The 15,956-nt window shown below is 30.9% G+C and carries 13 protein-coding genes and 1 tRNA gene; 4 read left to right on the forward strand and 10 right to left on the reverse strand.

Annotated elements, in window-relative coordinates; genetic code table 11:
- Positions 1-116 precede the first annotated feature (116 nt).
- Positions 117-626, forward strand: coding sequence for a DUF3124 domain-containing protein (locus Q0842_RS00140; RefSeq protein ID WP_298492622.1), 510 nt, complete (start codon positions 117-119; stop codon positions 624-626).
- A 91-nt stretch (positions 627-717) separates the two neighbouring features.
- On the opposite strand, the gene Q0842_RS00145 is transcribed toward Q0842_RS00140, so the two are convergent.
- A complete protein-coding gene (locus Q0842_RS00145; protein WP_298492625.1) occupies positions 718-1,401 on the reverse strand; it encodes a hypothetical protein in 684 nt (227 codons plus the stop codon).
- A 75-nt stretch (positions 1,402-1,476) separates the two neighbouring features.
- Between Q0842_RS00145 and Q0842_RS00150 the strand changes: the two genes are divergently transcribed.
- On the forward strand, positions 1,477-2,400 hold the full coding sequence (locus Q0842_RS00150) for an SPFH domain-containing protein (RefSeq protein WP_298492628.1): 924 nt from the start codon (positions 1,477-1,479) through the stop codon (positions 2,398-2,400).
- A gap of 5 nt (positions 2,401-2,405) precedes the next feature.
- Here Q0842_RS00150 and Q0842_RS00155 read toward each other — a convergent pair whose 3' ends face one another.
- From Q0842_RS00155 to Q0842_RS00185, 7 genes are all read right to left on the reverse strand, one after another.
- Positions 2,406-2,996, reverse strand: coding sequence for an MCP four helix bundle domain-containing protein (locus tag Q0842_RS00155; protein WP_298492631.1), 591 nt, complete (start codon positions 2,994-2,996; stop codon positions 2,406-2,408).
- A gap of 83 nt (positions 2,997-3,079) precedes the next feature.
- On the reverse strand, positions 3,080-3,385 hold the full coding sequence (locus Q0842_RS00160) for a hypothetical protein (RefSeq protein ID WP_298492634.1): 306 nt from the start codon (positions 3,383-3,385) through the stop codon (positions 3,080-3,082).
- A gap of 103 nt (positions 3,386-3,488) precedes the next feature.
- Positions 3,489-4,121 carry a response regulator transcription factor gene (locus Q0842_RS00165; protein WP_298492637.1) on the reverse strand — a complete coding sequence of 211 codons (633 nt, stop codon included), beginning with the start codon at positions 4,119-4,121 and terminating at the stop codon, positions 3,489-3,491.
- A complete protein-coding gene (locus tag Q0842_RS00170; protein WP_298492639.1) occupies positions 4,108-5,772 on the reverse strand; it encodes an ATP-binding protein in 1,665 nt (554 codons plus the stop codon). Before Q0842_RS00170 ends, Q0842_RS00165 begins: the two co-directional genes overlap by 14 nt.
- A gap of 51 nt (positions 5,773-5,823) precedes the next feature.
- Positions 5,824-6,984 (reverse strand): GNAT family N-acetyltransferase, encoded by a 1,161-nt coding sequence (locus tag Q0842_RS00175; RefSeq protein WP_298492642.1) that lies wholly within the window; start codon positions 6,982-6,984, stop codon positions 5,824-5,826.
- 66 nt (positions 6,985-7,050) lie between these two features.
- Positions 7,051-7,536, reverse strand: a complete 486-nt coding sequence (locus Q0842_RS00180) for a DUF1761 domain-containing protein (protein ID WP_298492644.1) — start codon at positions 7,534-7,536, stop codon at positions 7,051-7,053.
- Between the two features lie 66 nt (positions 7,537-7,602).
- Complete coding sequence (locus Q0842_RS00185) at positions 7,603-9,600, reverse strand: glutamine--tRNA ligase/YqeY domain fusion protein (RefSeq protein ID WP_298492646.1); 1,998 nt, start codon at positions 9,598-9,600, stop codon at positions 7,603-7,605.
- A 100-nt stretch (positions 9,601-9,700) separates the two neighbouring features.
- Between Q0842_RS00185 and folB the strand changes: the two genes are divergently transcribed.
- Together folB and Q0842_RS00195 are read left to right on the forward strand one after the other, a co-directional pair.
- Complete coding sequence (gene folB, locus Q0842_RS00190; protein WP_298492648.1) at positions 9,701-10,063, forward strand: dihydroneopterin aldolase; 363 nt, start codon at positions 9,701-9,703, stop codon at positions 10,061-10,063.
- 82 nt (positions 10,064-10,145) lie between these two features.
- Positions 10,146-10,216, forward strand: a tRNA-Cys gene (locus Q0842_RS00195).
- Between the two features lie 130 nt (positions 10,217-10,346).
- On the opposite strand, the gene Q0842_RS00200 is transcribed toward Q0842_RS00195, so the two are convergent.
- Both Q0842_RS00200 and Q0842_RS00205 read right to left on the reverse strand, forming a co-directional pair.
- Positions 10,347-11,042: a LysE family transporter gene (locus tag Q0842_RS00200; RefSeq protein WP_298492650.1), complete on the reverse strand. Its 696-nt coding sequence runs from the start codon at positions 11,040-11,042 to the stop codon at positions 10,347-10,349.
- A 137-nt stretch (positions 11,043-11,179) separates the two neighbouring features.
- Positions 11,180-15,943 carry a glycosyl hydrolase gene (locus Q0842_RS00205; protein WP_298492652.1) on the reverse strand — a complete coding sequence of 1,588 codons (4,764 nt, stop codon included), beginning with the start codon at positions 15,941-15,943 and terminating at the stop codon, positions 11,180-11,182.
- Between the last annotated feature and the right edge of the window lie 13 nt (positions 15,944-15,956).

Below are 15,956 nucleotides of genomic sequence, written 5' to 3' on the forward strand. Positions count from 1 at the left end.
TTTTTATTAATGGTAAGTTGGCTTTATAAGAAAAAAAACAATAAATTCGTTACACATGCTTCAATTTAAAAAAAGGGAATTAAAAATTTTTCAATCAATATAAAAATCACTCTAAAATGAAAATATATGTTTTAATATTAATACTAGCTTTTCAACTTTTTAGTTGTGACGAAAAGAAAGAAATTAGTTCTATTAATCCAGAAAACTGGTCGAAAAGAAAGACTGATTTAAATACTAAAGATTCGCTTGAATTTGGTAAATCATATCTTTCAATTTATTCACAGATTTATAGTTTATCACAACATAGAACACATAACTTAACAGCAATGATAAGTTTAAGAAACACAAGTGAATCTGATTCAATTTATATTATTAAAGCGGAATATTACGACACACATGGAAAGTCAATTAGAAAATATTTTGATTTTCCAATTTATTTGGCTCCTATGGAAACAACAGAGATAATAATTGATGAAATTGATGTGACTGGAGGAACAGGTTCTAACTTTATTTTTGACTGGAAAATTCCAAAAAACTGTCCAGAACCTCTATTTGAGGGCGTTATGAGTTCTACCATGGGGCAACAAGGTTTATCTTTTACAACCCATGCAAAGCGTATTAAATAATTTTATGTATAATATTTTCTAATCGTGGTAGTAGATATAACTTCTACTATTTAAATGATAAAAGTATTTAATGCTGAAAATAAATTATTACTTAAAAAGAAACCATAGCACCAAACAACAACATAGACATATTTCCTTTAAAACGAGAATCGCCACCAGAAGTATCTATATCTTCGCTTTCAAGCTTTTTTAATAGGTTTGTGGCACCATAAATATAATGTGCCCTTAGTTTTAAAAACTTAAAACCAGCTGTTATACCTACAGCCCCATTCAAATTAAATTGCGAAATATTACTAATATCTGTAGCTAATAAATTAGCATAATTATTAATATAATAACCTTCTTGAGTGTTATCCTTAAACTCTAAACGACTATTGTATTGTAACATTGGTCCAAGATCTAAAGTAACATAACTACCTGCCAATTTTATATGCGCCATTAATGCTAATTGAGCTGCGAAAATTTTATAATCAATAAACTCATTTGTAGTACTCAACGCAGTTGGTCTTCCTAAAATACTAATTGTGCTTTCAGATAAATGTAAACCATAACTCATGTTATACCATCTATGAGGAATTTCAACTGTAGCGCTAAAGCCGCCAATAAATCCATCGCCTTCAGTTGTGGTAAAATTATCTGTAGCAAGATTCACTTTTGTAATACCACCAAAAATGCCAATACCATTTACAATATCGTATTCGCCTTTTTGAGTAAAACTTTTTGTAACAAAACACATTGAGAATGCTACTAATAGATAAAGTTGTGTTTTTTTCATGCTATTTTAGGGTTAAGTGAACAAATATAACTTAATTTAGTAATTCTTATTTTCAACCATTTTAATTAAACAATTATGAGTTTCGCTTTTATCCCATTTGTAGTTATTGGATTATTTATTTTAATATCCTCCTTTTTTGTTGTTAAACAACAAACAGCAGCTATTATAGAACGCTTTGGTAAGTTTCAAAGTATTCGTCAATCTGGTTTACAACTTAAAATTCCGTTAGTAGATAAAATTGCTGGTCGGTTAAGTTTAAAAATTCAGCAATTAGATGTTATTATAGAAACAAAAACGTTAGATGATGTTTTTGTACGCCTTAAAGTATCTGTACAATACAAAGTAATTAAAGAAAAAGTTTATGATGCTTTCTATAAGTTAGATTATCCTCACGATCAAATTACAAGTTATGTTTTTGATGTGGTTCGTGCCGAAGTACCTAAAATGAAATTAGACGATGTATTTGTTAAAAAAGATGATATCGCCTTAGCAGTAAAAGCAGAATTGAATGATGCCATGTCTGATTATGGTTTTGATATTATTAAAACCTTAGTAACCGATATTGATCCAGATGCCCAAGTAAAAGAGGCTATGAATAGAATTAATGCTTCTGAGCGTGAAAAAATTGCAGCTCAATTTGAAGGTGATGCTGCGCGTATTTTAATTGTTGAAAAAGCAAAAGCAGAAGCAGAAAGCAAACGTTTACAAGGACAAGGTATTGCAGACCAACGTCGTGAAATTGCACGTGGTTTAGAAGAGTCTGTAGAGGTTTTAAACCGTGTTGGTATAAATAGTCAAGAAGCTTCTGCATTAATCGTTGTAACACAACATTATGATACGTTACAATCGTTAGGTGAAGAAACAAATAGTAACTTAATTCTTTTACCTAATGCACCACAAGCAGGAAGTAATATGCTAAATGATATGGTTGCAAGCTTTGCAGCAAGTAACCAAATTGGCGAGGCTATGAAAGAAGCAAGAAATAAAGAAAAAAAATAACCCAGCTACTTGGGTTTATACATAACAATTATCTGAATAGTAATTGCTAATAAAATTAGTAGACAGATTTCTAATTGAGTTAAAAATTCTACTGAACTTAGAGCTTTTTTACCAATAGACATCTGTCTTTTACCTTCTGTTAATTGAATTTTAGATAAGTCATCTAGGTTTTTATTAATATGAGTAATCATATTTTCTTGATTAATTTTATTCTTAAAATTCGATGATATAAAGTTATTATCTAAACTTTTAAGAGTTTCAAAATTATTTTTAAAATCATCAAAAACAACATGTTCATCGGGCGTAAGCTTTGTTAATTCAAACCTTAATACGAGGTTATTAATATTTGTATTTACTATTTCATTTTCCTGATTAAAAAATAACGTATCTGTTAATTTTAGAGCAACTTCCTTTTTATTAACTAGCTTAAACATCTCAAATACCAAATTGCTAGCTATAAGCCTGTCTTCATAAATTGCGACAACAGATTCATTGACTCTCTTAAAATTGTTCCTGTCAATTAAGTTAGTGGCTACTATTAATATAAATACCATCAAAATACCTAAAACCCACTTAACTTTACTGTAAAACTCCATCGCACTTATATTTATATTAATAAAAAAAGCTATCAGCCAATATTTGGTTGATAGCCTTTAATTTAAATCCCTTTAAACTTAAATTAATCATTGTCTTTAAGCCATGGTTTATAGTTTTTATAGGCAGGTCCTTTTAGTTTAGAACGATCTGAACCATAAACAATAGCTACATAATCTTTATTTGCTTTATTTTTCCAAGGCTTTTGGTTTTTATGTTCTGGGCCTGTTAATTTTGTTTTGGTTTCTACTGTATAAACTAAAGTAGGCTCACTTTTATGCAACCAAGGCTTATAATTTTTATATTCCGGACCTTTAAAGTCGCTTCTTTTTTGCGCATAAAGACTTACCGAAAGTAAAACTACTAATAATGTTAAAATTGTATTTCTCATAACCTATCTTCTATTTAATTTTATGTAAAATTAAACACAAAGCATAGGTTTATAAGGTATAAGAAATCACCCAATGTGCATCCGTATTTATACGGATATAGAACTAAATAAGATTTATTTTGGTGGCCTTTTTTATAAGTTCTGCCGTATTTTTAACTTCTAACTTTTTTATAATATTTGCACGATGCGTTTCAATTGTTCGAGAGCTCACAAATAATTTTGAGGCTATTTCTTTAGTTGTTAAACCTTTAGATATTAGCTCTAAAACTTCTTGTTCTTTTTTAGAAAGAATATTTTCGCTTATAGTTTGTTCAGACATGTAATTAATCATCTTTTCAGAGATTTTTGGGCTAAAGTACTTTTTCCCTTCACTTACTATTCGTATTACCTTAATTAATTCATCTTGATCTGTATTTTTGAGTAAATAACTATAGGCTCCGTTTTTGGCACATTTAGCAATATATATGCCGTCATCATGCATGGAAATGATTATTGGTTTAATATTAGTATTAAGGCTCTTAATTTGGTTTAAAACCTCAAAACCATCCATTTTTGGCATTGTTATATCAAGAAGAACTATATCTATACTTTTTGTACTCTTTATTATTTCAAGAAATGCCTCACCATCACCAACACAATCAACAATATCAATATCGTTGTATTTTTTTAATAACTCTTTTAAGCCATTTCTAAACAACTCATGGTCGTCGGCAATTATTATCTTAATTTTTTTCATTTTCTATTGGTAATTCAATTTCAAAACTCGTGCTCCCTGGTACTGAATTGATTTTAATTTCACCATTACAAATTTCAACTCGCTCTTTAATATTTATTATTCCAGAACCTAATTTTATTTTATTAATATTAAAACCGCTTCCATCATCAAAATAAAACAAGGATATAAAATCGTCAAATTCAGATAACGTTATTCTAATGGTTTTAGCATTAGCATGTTTTAAAGTATTATTTATTAATTCTTGATTGATTCTAAAAATATTTATTTCTTGATTTTTTGTAATCTTACTATTGGTTTGTTTGGTAAGGTCTTCAAATTCAATTACAATTCCTGATGACTTATTAATACTATCTACAAAATTAGTTAAGGTTGCTCCTACTCCAAAATCATCAAGAGTTGATGGCATTAAATCGTTAGACATTAAACGTATTTCAGAAATCGTATCATCAACAATTGTTTTCATTTCAATTTGTTGCTTTTTACTCTCTATTTTGTTTTCAATATAAAATTTTAATGAGGTTAATAATGGCCCAAGACCATCATGAAGTTCGCGAGAAAGCCTTCGTCTTTCATTTTCTAAACTATCAACTAATTGTCGCTTGGTATTTATACGATTCTTATTTTCGTTATTTCTAAATTCCATGAGTTTATCTCTCATTTTCACTAAGCTTTTACCTAATGAATCATTGCTACTTTTTGGAACATAATGAGATTTTAAATTCATTTTACCAATTTCATTTGAAAACTTTACAGCACCTTGCAATGACTTTTTTAAATTATCAAGAGCTTCAAACATTTCTTTAATTTCATGAGAGTTTTTTACAAATTCGTTTGATTGGTTGTAATCACCATCAGCCATTATTTTTAAACTCTTTTTCATATTAATAATTGGGTTGGCTATTATTCTGGTAAGAAATAATGATAAGACTATAGCAACTATTGTAATTATTAAGATAACCCCTAATAGTCTCTTTTTTAAGTCTTCTAAGGGCGCTATTACCTCGCTTTTATCAATCTCAGAAAGTATAACCCATTTTAGTTTAGAAATACTAATTTGACTATACACTCCATAAACCTCAACACCTCTATAATCTTTATAAACTCCCCTGCCTTCTTTACCAGATAATGCTTTAACTAAACCTTCTGTTTTTACTAATATATCAAAAGGTCTTTCTTTTGGTAAAAACCTTGATTGGGACCTCATAAAATAATCTTCACCTACTAAATAAGATTCACCGGTATTACCCATACCTGTTCTTTCTAGTAAAATATTCTTTATTTTATTGTAAGCTATTATTTTAAATTTCATTTGGTTACCATCAATTACAACAAGGCCTATAGAGGTTTTCTTTTCTTTATGATATTTAGTTAAATCATAAATTCCAGAAACATGGAATTTGTTTTCCATATCTGCAATATTAAAAGTGTCTGTAGAGTATTGTGAAAAAGGAGCTTCTGAAAAACTATTCCATTCCGATTGAATTAAATTTTCTAATTGAATCTTTTTTAGAGTTTTAATAGAGTTTAATTGGAGTAAAATCCGTTCCTGTAATACATTTGAAAACTGATTATAAAAAGTGATAGAAAGAACTACAATTACTAAAAAAACTAAACTATTTATGATAGTTAATATTAAGGCTCTTAAACTCATATATTTTGTTTGTAAATTATCCTTTAGCTTTTATATATAAAACTAATAAAATTAATTTTGAAACGGATGCCGTTCTTCCCATTTTCGCATAGGATTCATATACCTTACTACTCCCTTTAAAATCGTATTTGCAATAAAACTATTAGTATGAGTTAAATATACATGCATAGTATGTGGCTTAGCTCCTATTGAGCTTTTAATTTCCATAGCAGTTCTAGCATAAACAATCCTTTTGAAGCCATTTTCTATACCAAAAGAAGCCATATTAAATAGCATATTCAAGTACATTTGATACTCATGCTGTAAAGATTTTTTATAGCCTAAAAAATACGTTTCTAATATTTTGTCATTTAAAATAAGTGTATAAAAACCAACTAACTCTTCCTGCAAAAAAACACCTATAACCTTAAAATTATCTTTTAAGTGAATTTTTAGTTGATAGAAATGCTGTTCTTGAAGTTTAAAAGAATTAACACGGGCATTATCTGAAACGGTTTCATATAAATTAAATAGGGTTTTAGAGTTGTTATTAATATACTCAGCATCTAATTCTTTGTAATTAAGTAGGGTAGATTTTTTCCTTGCAGTTTTATAACGTCTACGATATTTTTTATTGAAGGCTGAAATGTAATCTTCGGTTTTTTTCCAAGTATCAGGAATATCAAAAACCATATTTGGCTGTACTTGAACTTTATATAGATTATTTGCTTTAAAAAAGGCTAGGCTTTTATGAATATTATCGTTTTCAAAATAATCCTTAAAAACAATAATTCTCACTTTTTTATTGAATTTAGCCCTTACTTCTTTTATTAACTCATTAATTACTTTTTCTAGTTGACTTAAATAATCCTTTTGTGATATCTCATTTTCATTAAAATAAATTCCATGCTGCCCTGTGTGCATTAAATTGCCAACAACTAAAGCGTTTCCTTTAACAATTTTAGACACCAATTGTTTTGCAAACTGCTTTAATACGCTATTGCTACTTTTTCTAAAAATATCGTCAGCATACATTTCAACGCGCTGAATAATGGCAATTCCAACTAAATTTTTATTTTTAAAAACACCAACATAATAGCCAGAAATATTAGTTGGTACAGATTTTTCAAGACTTTCTAAAAAATCTGTTTTTAAAAAAATATCTTGTATAGGTAGTCTATTCCATACTTCAGGAAGATCACTTGCATTTTTATAAAGTTTATAATATATCAATATGAAATTAAAAAGACCGAAGTTAATTACCTCAGTCTTTAAATATGTTAAAAGTTTACAAAAGTATTATTTCCAACCACAAACTATTGCCCCCATAATTCCTAAAGTTACTATCCAATAGCCACTATTTATAAAAATATATTTTGCGCTTTTGCGCTCAAATAAAGCATTTGTTCCAATAATAGGAAGAGCAACAAAAATACCAGCCATTACACCGTGCAAAGCTCCATGTTTGTAAGTTCTAAAAGCATCGCCATAATCGGCCATAAATGCTGCGTATGATGGTAATGCCTTACTAGCATCGCCTCCAATTAAACTTAAAGCCCCTGTTTGATGAATACTCATTTGCATCATAGTCATAGCTAATAAAAATGCAAAAATAAAAGCTAGTATAAAAATCTTAGCCATATTAGCACCTTTTAATTGTTCCTCAGTTAAACCTGTAGCTTTCATCCAAGCATTTCCAAATACTTTTGGATTGTACCAAATAAAACCAACAAATAATGCTGAAACTGCTGCAACAAGAATTGCAGGAAAGTTTAAAAAATCCATAATAAAAAAGTTTGGTTAGTAGTTAAATGTACAAAAAAATAAATAGTATAACCAAATTAACTATTATTAAGAAATAGCCTTAGCTTCTTCAACCAACAAAGCATTTTTATCATCTAAAGCTTTAGCAATAAATGAATTTATAGCATCATTCTTATCTAAACCGTTTGCTAATAAAACCCCTAAAGCAATCATGGTTATTATACGTGTTCCAGATTTTTTAACAGAAGTATTAAACAATGGTTCAAGCTCGTCATAACTCACTTTTTTAGCTAATTCTTGAATTTCAGCTTTAGCTTTAGCCTGTTTATCTTCTGGTAATCTATCATACTTTTTACCATAAGATTTTATTTGCTCGATAGCTGATCTGTTATTTTGTTGTGTTTGTTTTTGCTGATTTTGATTCGTGTTTTGTTTAGGCTTAACCTTAGCCCAAGTATCGCGCAAACCAACTGTTTTATTAAATACTAAATGTTCTGGAGTTGAATCATCATCTACATTAAAATATCCTAAACGTTGAAACTGAAACCTGTCTCCTACCTTAGCCTCAGTTAGACTAGGTTCAACAAAAGCTTCTATAATTTTTAACGAATTAGGATTTATAAAATCCATAAAATCTTTGTCGGCATGACTATCTGGAGCCTCGTCGTTAAACAACCTGTCATATTCTCTAACTTCAGCTTTTACAGCATGCGCAATAGACACCCAATGTAATGTGCCTTTTACTCTTCTAGAAGTATCTTCAGAATAGGTACAATGAATTTCTGTTACCTCGCCACTAGCATCTTTTACAACACTTTCAGCCTTTATAATATAAGCGTTTTTAAGTCGTACTTCACCTCCTAATTTTAATCTAAAAAACTTACTTCCGGCTTCTTCTTTAAAATCTTCTTTTTCAATATATAACTCGCGAGAAAACGGTACTTTTCTAAAGCCAGCACTTTCATCTTCTTGGTTATTTTCGGCATCCAACCACTCCACTTTATCCTCCGGATAATTGGTAATTACCAATTTAACAGGGTTTAAAACAGCCATAACACGCGGTGCTGTTTTGTTTAAATCTTCGCGAATACAAAACTCTAATAGCGACACATCAATAATATTTTCGCGTTTTGCCACACCAACGGTTTCAACAAATTTTCGAATCGCATTTGGTGTGTAACCTCTGCGTCGTAATCCAGAAATGGTAGGCATTCTAGGATCGTCCCAACCGTTTACAACGCCATCTTCAACCAATTTAAGCAACTTCCGTTTACTCATTATGGTGTAACTTAAGTTTAAACGGGCAAATTCGCGTTGTTTAGGTCTTAATTTATCTTCATCGACAACTTGATCCAAGAACCAATCGTAAAGCTCTCTATGAGGCTTAAACTCCAAAGAGCAAAGCGAATGCGAAATTTGCTCTAAGTAATCACTTTCTCCATGAGTCCAATCGTACATTGGGTAAATACACCAGTCGTTGGCCGTTCTGTGATGATGTTTCTTTAAAACACGATACATAATAGGATCGCGCATTAACATATTAGGATGTTGCATGTCTATTTTTGCACGTAAAATATGTTCTCCTTCTTCAAACTCTCCAGCTTTCATCCTTTCGAACAAATCCAAATTTTCAGCTACACTTCTATTTCTATAAGGCCCATCAACCCCAGGTTGAGTTGGTGTTCCTTTTTGTTCTGCCATAGCTTCACTAGATTGAGAATCTACATAGGCTTTTCCTTCTTTTATTAAATAAACAGCCCAATCGTACAATTGTTGAAAGTAATCGGAAGAAAATAATTCTTTATCCCACTTATAGCCTAACCAAGCCACATCTTCTTTAATAGCATCTACATATTCCTGCTCTTCTTTAGCTGGATTAGTATCATCAAAACGAAGGTTTACCGGGGCGTTATAATATTCGCCCAAACCAAAGCTAATACCTATAGCTTTAGTGTGCCCAATATGTAAATAGCCATTAGGCTCTGGCGGAAAACGAAAACGAAGACTGTTTTTAGACATTCCTTTTGCCAAATCTTCTTCTATAATTTGCTCAATAAAATTGAGTGATTTTCTTTCTTCAGACATAAAATATGTTACGCTTTGGGTATAGCTCAATAAAAACAAACCCATTAAACAAAAATATTGTACAAAATTAGGTAATTTTGACGACTTAAATTGTGTGACAATGGGAATTATAAAAGTTGAAAATATTAGAGTATTTGCTCACCATGGATGTTTAAAAGAAGAAACCAAAATTGGAAGTGATTACCGTGTTGATTTAGAGGTTAAAGCCGATTTACAAGAATCTGCAAAAACAGATAAACTTAGTGATACCGTTGATTATGTGTTTTTAAATAGAATTATAAAAGAAGAAATGGCTATTCCATCTCATTTACTTGAAACCGTTGCTAAACGCATACTAAATAGAATATTTAAGGAAGATAAGCTTATAAAAAAAGCAACTGTTTGCGTTAGTAAATTAAACCCGCCAATTGGTGGTGATGTTGAAAGCGTAACAATAAAAATGACTGAAAAACGTAAAAAGTGATTTTAAACGTAGAATAATCGCTTTTTTTTTTACATTTGTGCTCTCAATAAATAAATTGAGATTCTTTTTTTAAAGAATTTATGGCGTCGTGGCCGAGTGGCTAGGCAGAGGTCTGCAAAACCTTGTACAGCGGTTCGAATCCGCTCGACGCCTCAAAAGCACCTTCAAGTTTTACTTGGAGGTTTTTTTTATTTAATTTTTTTAAAAATTAAATGCTAAGATAAAAGAAGTTATTACTGTGTTTGTTTTTCGAATACAACAGTTGCACTAAAAAGTTTTCAGTTTATTCTGTAAGCTTTTCTTTTATAGGATTAATTTTTTCTAATTTCTCTTTAAAAAGTTCTTTCTCTTTTGGAAAAAAACCTTGTACTAAAAGCAATACTCCGAAGCCTAAAATTACCAGCGAAATTATTTTTTTGGTTTTAAATATTAATCTAGGTGTTAATTTATTCTTTAATTTTTTTGCAACAATTATTTTAATTAAATCTACCAAAAAGTACACAATTAAGATAGTTGATAAAAAAAGAATTACCCCATCTTCAGATTCTGTTAAAGAATTGGCAAGTACAATAAAAGCGACCCATCCCAGCAATACGCCAATATTAATAAAGTTTAATAGAAAGCCTTTTAAAAACAATTTTCCGTAACCTTTCTTTATTTCAACTTTATGATATTCTCTAACAATTTCTCTGAAAGATTTTGATGTTTTTACAAATGAAATTATACCATAAGCTACTAATAAAACACCGCCAAAAATTAAAAAATTAGGATCGTCTTTAATTTTTTCTAAAAGCTTATTGGTACTATAAAATGCTACAAGAATAAAAATTATATCTGCCAACATAACTCCACAATCAAAAATTAAGGCGCTTCTAAAACCTTTTGTTGCACTTGTTTCTAAAAGCACAAAAAAAACAGGCCCGATTGTAAAAGCGAGTATAATTCCGAATGGGATAGCAGTTAAAATGTCATCTAGCATAAAAACAAGAAGATTTCTATACAAAGTAAAGAAATAATTTAAAACTATTGGTTTGCTTGACAAGCAGATTTGAAAAAGATTCCATAAAAAAGCAGGATTATAAAATCCCGCTTTTTAAACATACTAAATAAACTAAACTAATTTTTAATAAGTTTTATACTTTTTATACCAGACTCTGTTTTTATTTGAGCAAAATATAATCCAGAATTTAAGTTATAACCATCAATTTTAGTTTCTGATTTATTGGGTGATATTGATAAAACATTTTTACCAAACACATCAAAAACTTTAATTGTTTGAATGTTTATACTATTCGTTTTTATAACCCAACTATCTTGAGTAGGGTTAGGGAATATTTGAACATTATTTTTCCAATTAATATCATTAACACTTAAAGAGCATGTGTTGCCTACAGTATAAGAAAAATACTTAGTAACAGCTAAACCACCTGCAAATGCAAATTTACAAGCATAACTAATAGATGCTCCAGGAGTTTGTCCGCTAACTGTATGTGTAAAAATCTTTCCTGAAACATTAGTCATAGAGGTCTCTCCAAAAGGAGATTGTTTCCATAGATAGGCAATAACACCATCTTTATCATCAAGTAATTCAAAAGTAAAAGTTACATCTGTTCCAGAAGTTGAAAAACTATAATTATATCCAATATCGAAAGAACCTTGTTGCGCATCAGAATCTATTCCAGAGCACTCTGTATTTGTATCTGCTGCTGTTGTAGCTTGAATAATTATAGGATTATTTGTTGCTGTATTTCCAATTAAATCGCTTGCTGTTATATTAAAAGTATATAGCGTATTAGGGGTTAAAGCAGCAATACTCATAGATTCTTCAACACCAGAAGTTCCTGTAGTATTTTTTGAGCCTGTATCATATGAGACATCATAAACTATAGTTCCAGAATTATCTATTCCATTTAACAATAATTCAACAGAAGTTGAAGTAACATTTCCTAATGTAGCAGTAAAGTTTGTAGGTGCCTCAGTATCGCTTGCTCCGCTACAATCTGAACCAACAACATAACTTATGTATTCCGTAACAGCTAAACCACCTGAAAACTCAAATTTACACGCATAACTAATGGTCATTCCATTAGATAATCCACTTAAAGTTTTTGTAAAAATATTTGTTGACACAAAGTCCATTTGAGATTCTGCAAATGGTGTTTCTTGCCATAAATAAGCATTTCCTGAAAACTTATCGGAGTCTAGCATTTCAAAGGTTACAATAACATCTGTACCAATAGTTTCAAAAGTACTTTTATAACCAGTAGAAAAAGAACCTTGTATAGCTGTGGTTCCGGCTTCTGTACATTTCTTAACTTCATCTACAGATATATTCACGGTTTGAGAATTACTTTCCCCGCCAACATCATCAATAGCTTTTGCAGTAATTTGATGAGCACCTATACTTGCATTATTCCATATATAACTGTAAGGTTCTGTAGAGTCTTCTCCTAATTTTGTTGCTCCATCAAAAAACTCTACTAAGCTTATTGTTCCATCTAAATCTGAGGCTGATGCTGTAATTGAAATATTTTCGCCTTCTTTAAATGTTGCATTATTTGCTGGAGCTGTTATTGAAACTGTTGGATTAGTATTACCTGTTTGAGATACAATAACTAATACAGAATCTGTTGATGAATATGTACCATCATTAACCGTTAATTTAATTTTATAAATACCTTCTTCTAAATTAGAGATATTTGGTAATTCGGCAGTATTATCTGAAAAAGAAATTGTTGAGGGTCCATAAATTTGTTCCCAATTATAATTTAAACTAGGGGTATCTGAATCTGTACTCATAGATCCGTTTAAAGATGCTGTAGTTGTTGGTAAAATAACTGTAACATTATTACCGGCATCGGCAACGGGAGGATTATAAGATAAAGGGCTATTATAACTAAAAGTCATTTTGCCAATATTGAATTCTCCATTTGTAACAACGAGTCTTAACACATGCTCACCTTCGTTTAATTCAATATTGCTAACGGCTTTGTTAGTCCACGCATCCCAATCTCCTGTGTATGTTACTGTAATATCTGGGCTTATTTTAACACCATCAATTTCAAAGTAAAATGGTCCTCCGCCACTTGAATTTCCAGATGCATATCTAAAGCTTAAATCATAATTTCCAGCTGTTTGAACATCTATTGTGTATTCCATCCATTCACCAGGAGAAATATACCCTACAATCTCACCTTCAGCAGTATCCGAAGAAGCATCTACATATTCATTAGTTCTAAAATCACCTTCATTGTTTACTGATACATCTACATATGAAATGTTTTGACCCACACCACCTTCATACTTATCATAATGACCAGCTTCAATAATTCCTGGGATACTAATAGGTGTATCAGAATAGGGGAGTTGCTCGCCAACCTGAATAGATACAACGTTTGTCACATTAAAATTAGAACCTACATATACTTTGGCATACATACCATGAACACCTAAAGTTAAATTTGTTGCCTTATACTCATATGGCTCTGTAGTATCTTCTCCTAATAATGTTGAACCATCATAAAACTCAACTTTAGTAATACCAGTTCCTGTAGTGTTAGCAGAAAGATTTACACTTCCGTTTGGGAAAGCTTGAGTAAAATCGGATGATAATATGCCAGAAACATTAATATCTTTACTAGTTGCCATTTGGTTTGCAGGTACAACTAGTGTATAGCCGTCTGAAAACGTAACGGTAATAGGAGCGTCTGAATAATTATGAGCGACATAGGTTTTATCTCCATTATTATTAAAAACAGCTGCAATTGGATAATTAGCCGTGATAGTTGCGTCTAAATTCCCTAAAGCATTCATAGCATGCAACCAATGATAGGTTTGTACATCTGAAATTCCAAATTTTAAATTACGATCAGGATAAGCATCATATAATTCGATAGCCTTTTCAGGATCTAAAAACGATAAATATTTCCAAAATGTATCATGCCATAAATTGGGGTTTGTATCATTATCACTTAGTATACCTGTATACGTTTTTAATTCGTCCCATATTTTTTGAACATAAGCTAAATTATGACCTAGATATAAAGAACCTCCATGCATAGGATAAAGTTCTATACCGTATGATGCTGTGATATCTGAAGTCCAAAAGGTGCCATTATCATAAGAGTTTCCCCAAACTCTTGATACTAAACCATATTGTTGTGAAGGCTGAAAATTACGTTCATTTATATCAAACCAATATTCCTCAACCGCTGTTTGTTCTGTAGTATATAAGTAAACGCCTAAATCTCTTATGTCATTATTTTCTGTTATGGTTCCCCAATGAATTAATGAAGAATTAAATTGCATACTTTCTGAGGTAGATTCTTGATCGTTTCCTTGCGGAAAAGAGGCTGTTCCATTAGCCCAACAATGCCCTGCGTAAGGGCTAAAATTTCTTAAAAAAGGAAACTGAGTATCAGATCTATTAGAAGATGCTGCATCCCTTATTAATAAATTAATCATCTCTCCCCATTGTGCTGCCCAACCAGGTTCAAATTGCTCCATGAATGCTGCAGCATGAATAAAATATCCCCAATGGAAATGATGATCATTAATATTAGTGTCCTGTCCATGACCTGCTGGATATCCAAACATTGCCGACCATGTATCATTATAATAAAACAGAAAAGCTTTTTCGCCAGATTGATACATTAACCAATCTTCTAAACGGTCTTTAATAGTTAAAATCATTTTATCTCTGGCAGTAACATTTCCTGTTTGATCTGCAATTCTAGCTGTTTGTATAAGCCTATTCATAACCTGACCTTCATTATATGAATCTGTCCAAGTTGCTAAACCATCATTTTCGATTTGTGCTATTTTTGCTTCTAACTCTGATGGACTAAAACCTGAACTATAATTTGCTAAATAGGGCATTGTTGGTAATATCCCTTTATAGGTATTCTCAACTGTAAACGCAATACCATCTAAGGTTTTAATTTCTCCTCTAACACCATTATAACTATAGCCACTTGGCATTGCCGAACTTGATGCTAAATTAGCCCAATGATGAGGTAGTAAACCCTGTAAAATATTTGTTTCCGAACCCTCTTTAGTTTCGGTTGTAATAGCAAAGTCTGTTTGAACTAATCCATTATTTGGATTATAAGACCAATTTGTAGTTGTATTGGTTGGAAATACATAAGCGTACTTTTTATATTCATTTGCTACTGTATTTATATTTGATGCATCTTGAGGTAACATAGCCATAGACCAATAATTTTTGCCATTTAATGTTGAGGTATATGTACTACCACTATTGCTCCATGAACTGCCTGTTGGTGCATAAAACACAAAATCTGCTCCGCTACTTGCATTTTCAATTATCAGGATTTCAGATAAGATAGTTACTGTTCCTGCATTTATTTTTATTTCTAAAATATCATCATTTTCTTTTTCAAAATACAAAAAAGGCATACCTATTCCTGAAGTAGCTTTTAGTTCATGAGACCCATCATTCCAATTCATAGTTACCGTCCAGTCCGAATAATCTGAAACTGTTGTCTGTGATGTATTTAAGCCTGAAATACCCACCTCTATGGGAGCAGAGTCTCCAATTACACCAAAAGGGATATAAGTAACTATTAAACCTGTATTAATAGTTTTCATAGTCATTGGGTAATTAAAAAGATTATCGGCATGATTTTCTTTTATTAGCTTAGACCACCAGTCGTTTGTAGGAACTGGTTTCCCAATAGCATTACCAGATAATTGTGGCGAACCTGAAGGAAATCCATTTCTACCAGCAGCGTCTGTACCCGGAAACGAGTTAGTATAACTGCCACTTCCTACGTTAGTAGTTTGTGCATTAATAGCTAATGACACACCTAAAAATAAAAACAAAAACTTCTTAAGAATTGATGGGTAAATTAATTTCATAACATTATGATTT

Origin of the sequence: uncultured Algibacter sp. (assembly GCF_947495675.1) — a bacterium.
Classification (GTDB): domain Bacteria; phylum Bacteroidota; class Bacteroidia; order Flavobacteriales; family Flavobacteriaceae; genus Algibacter_B.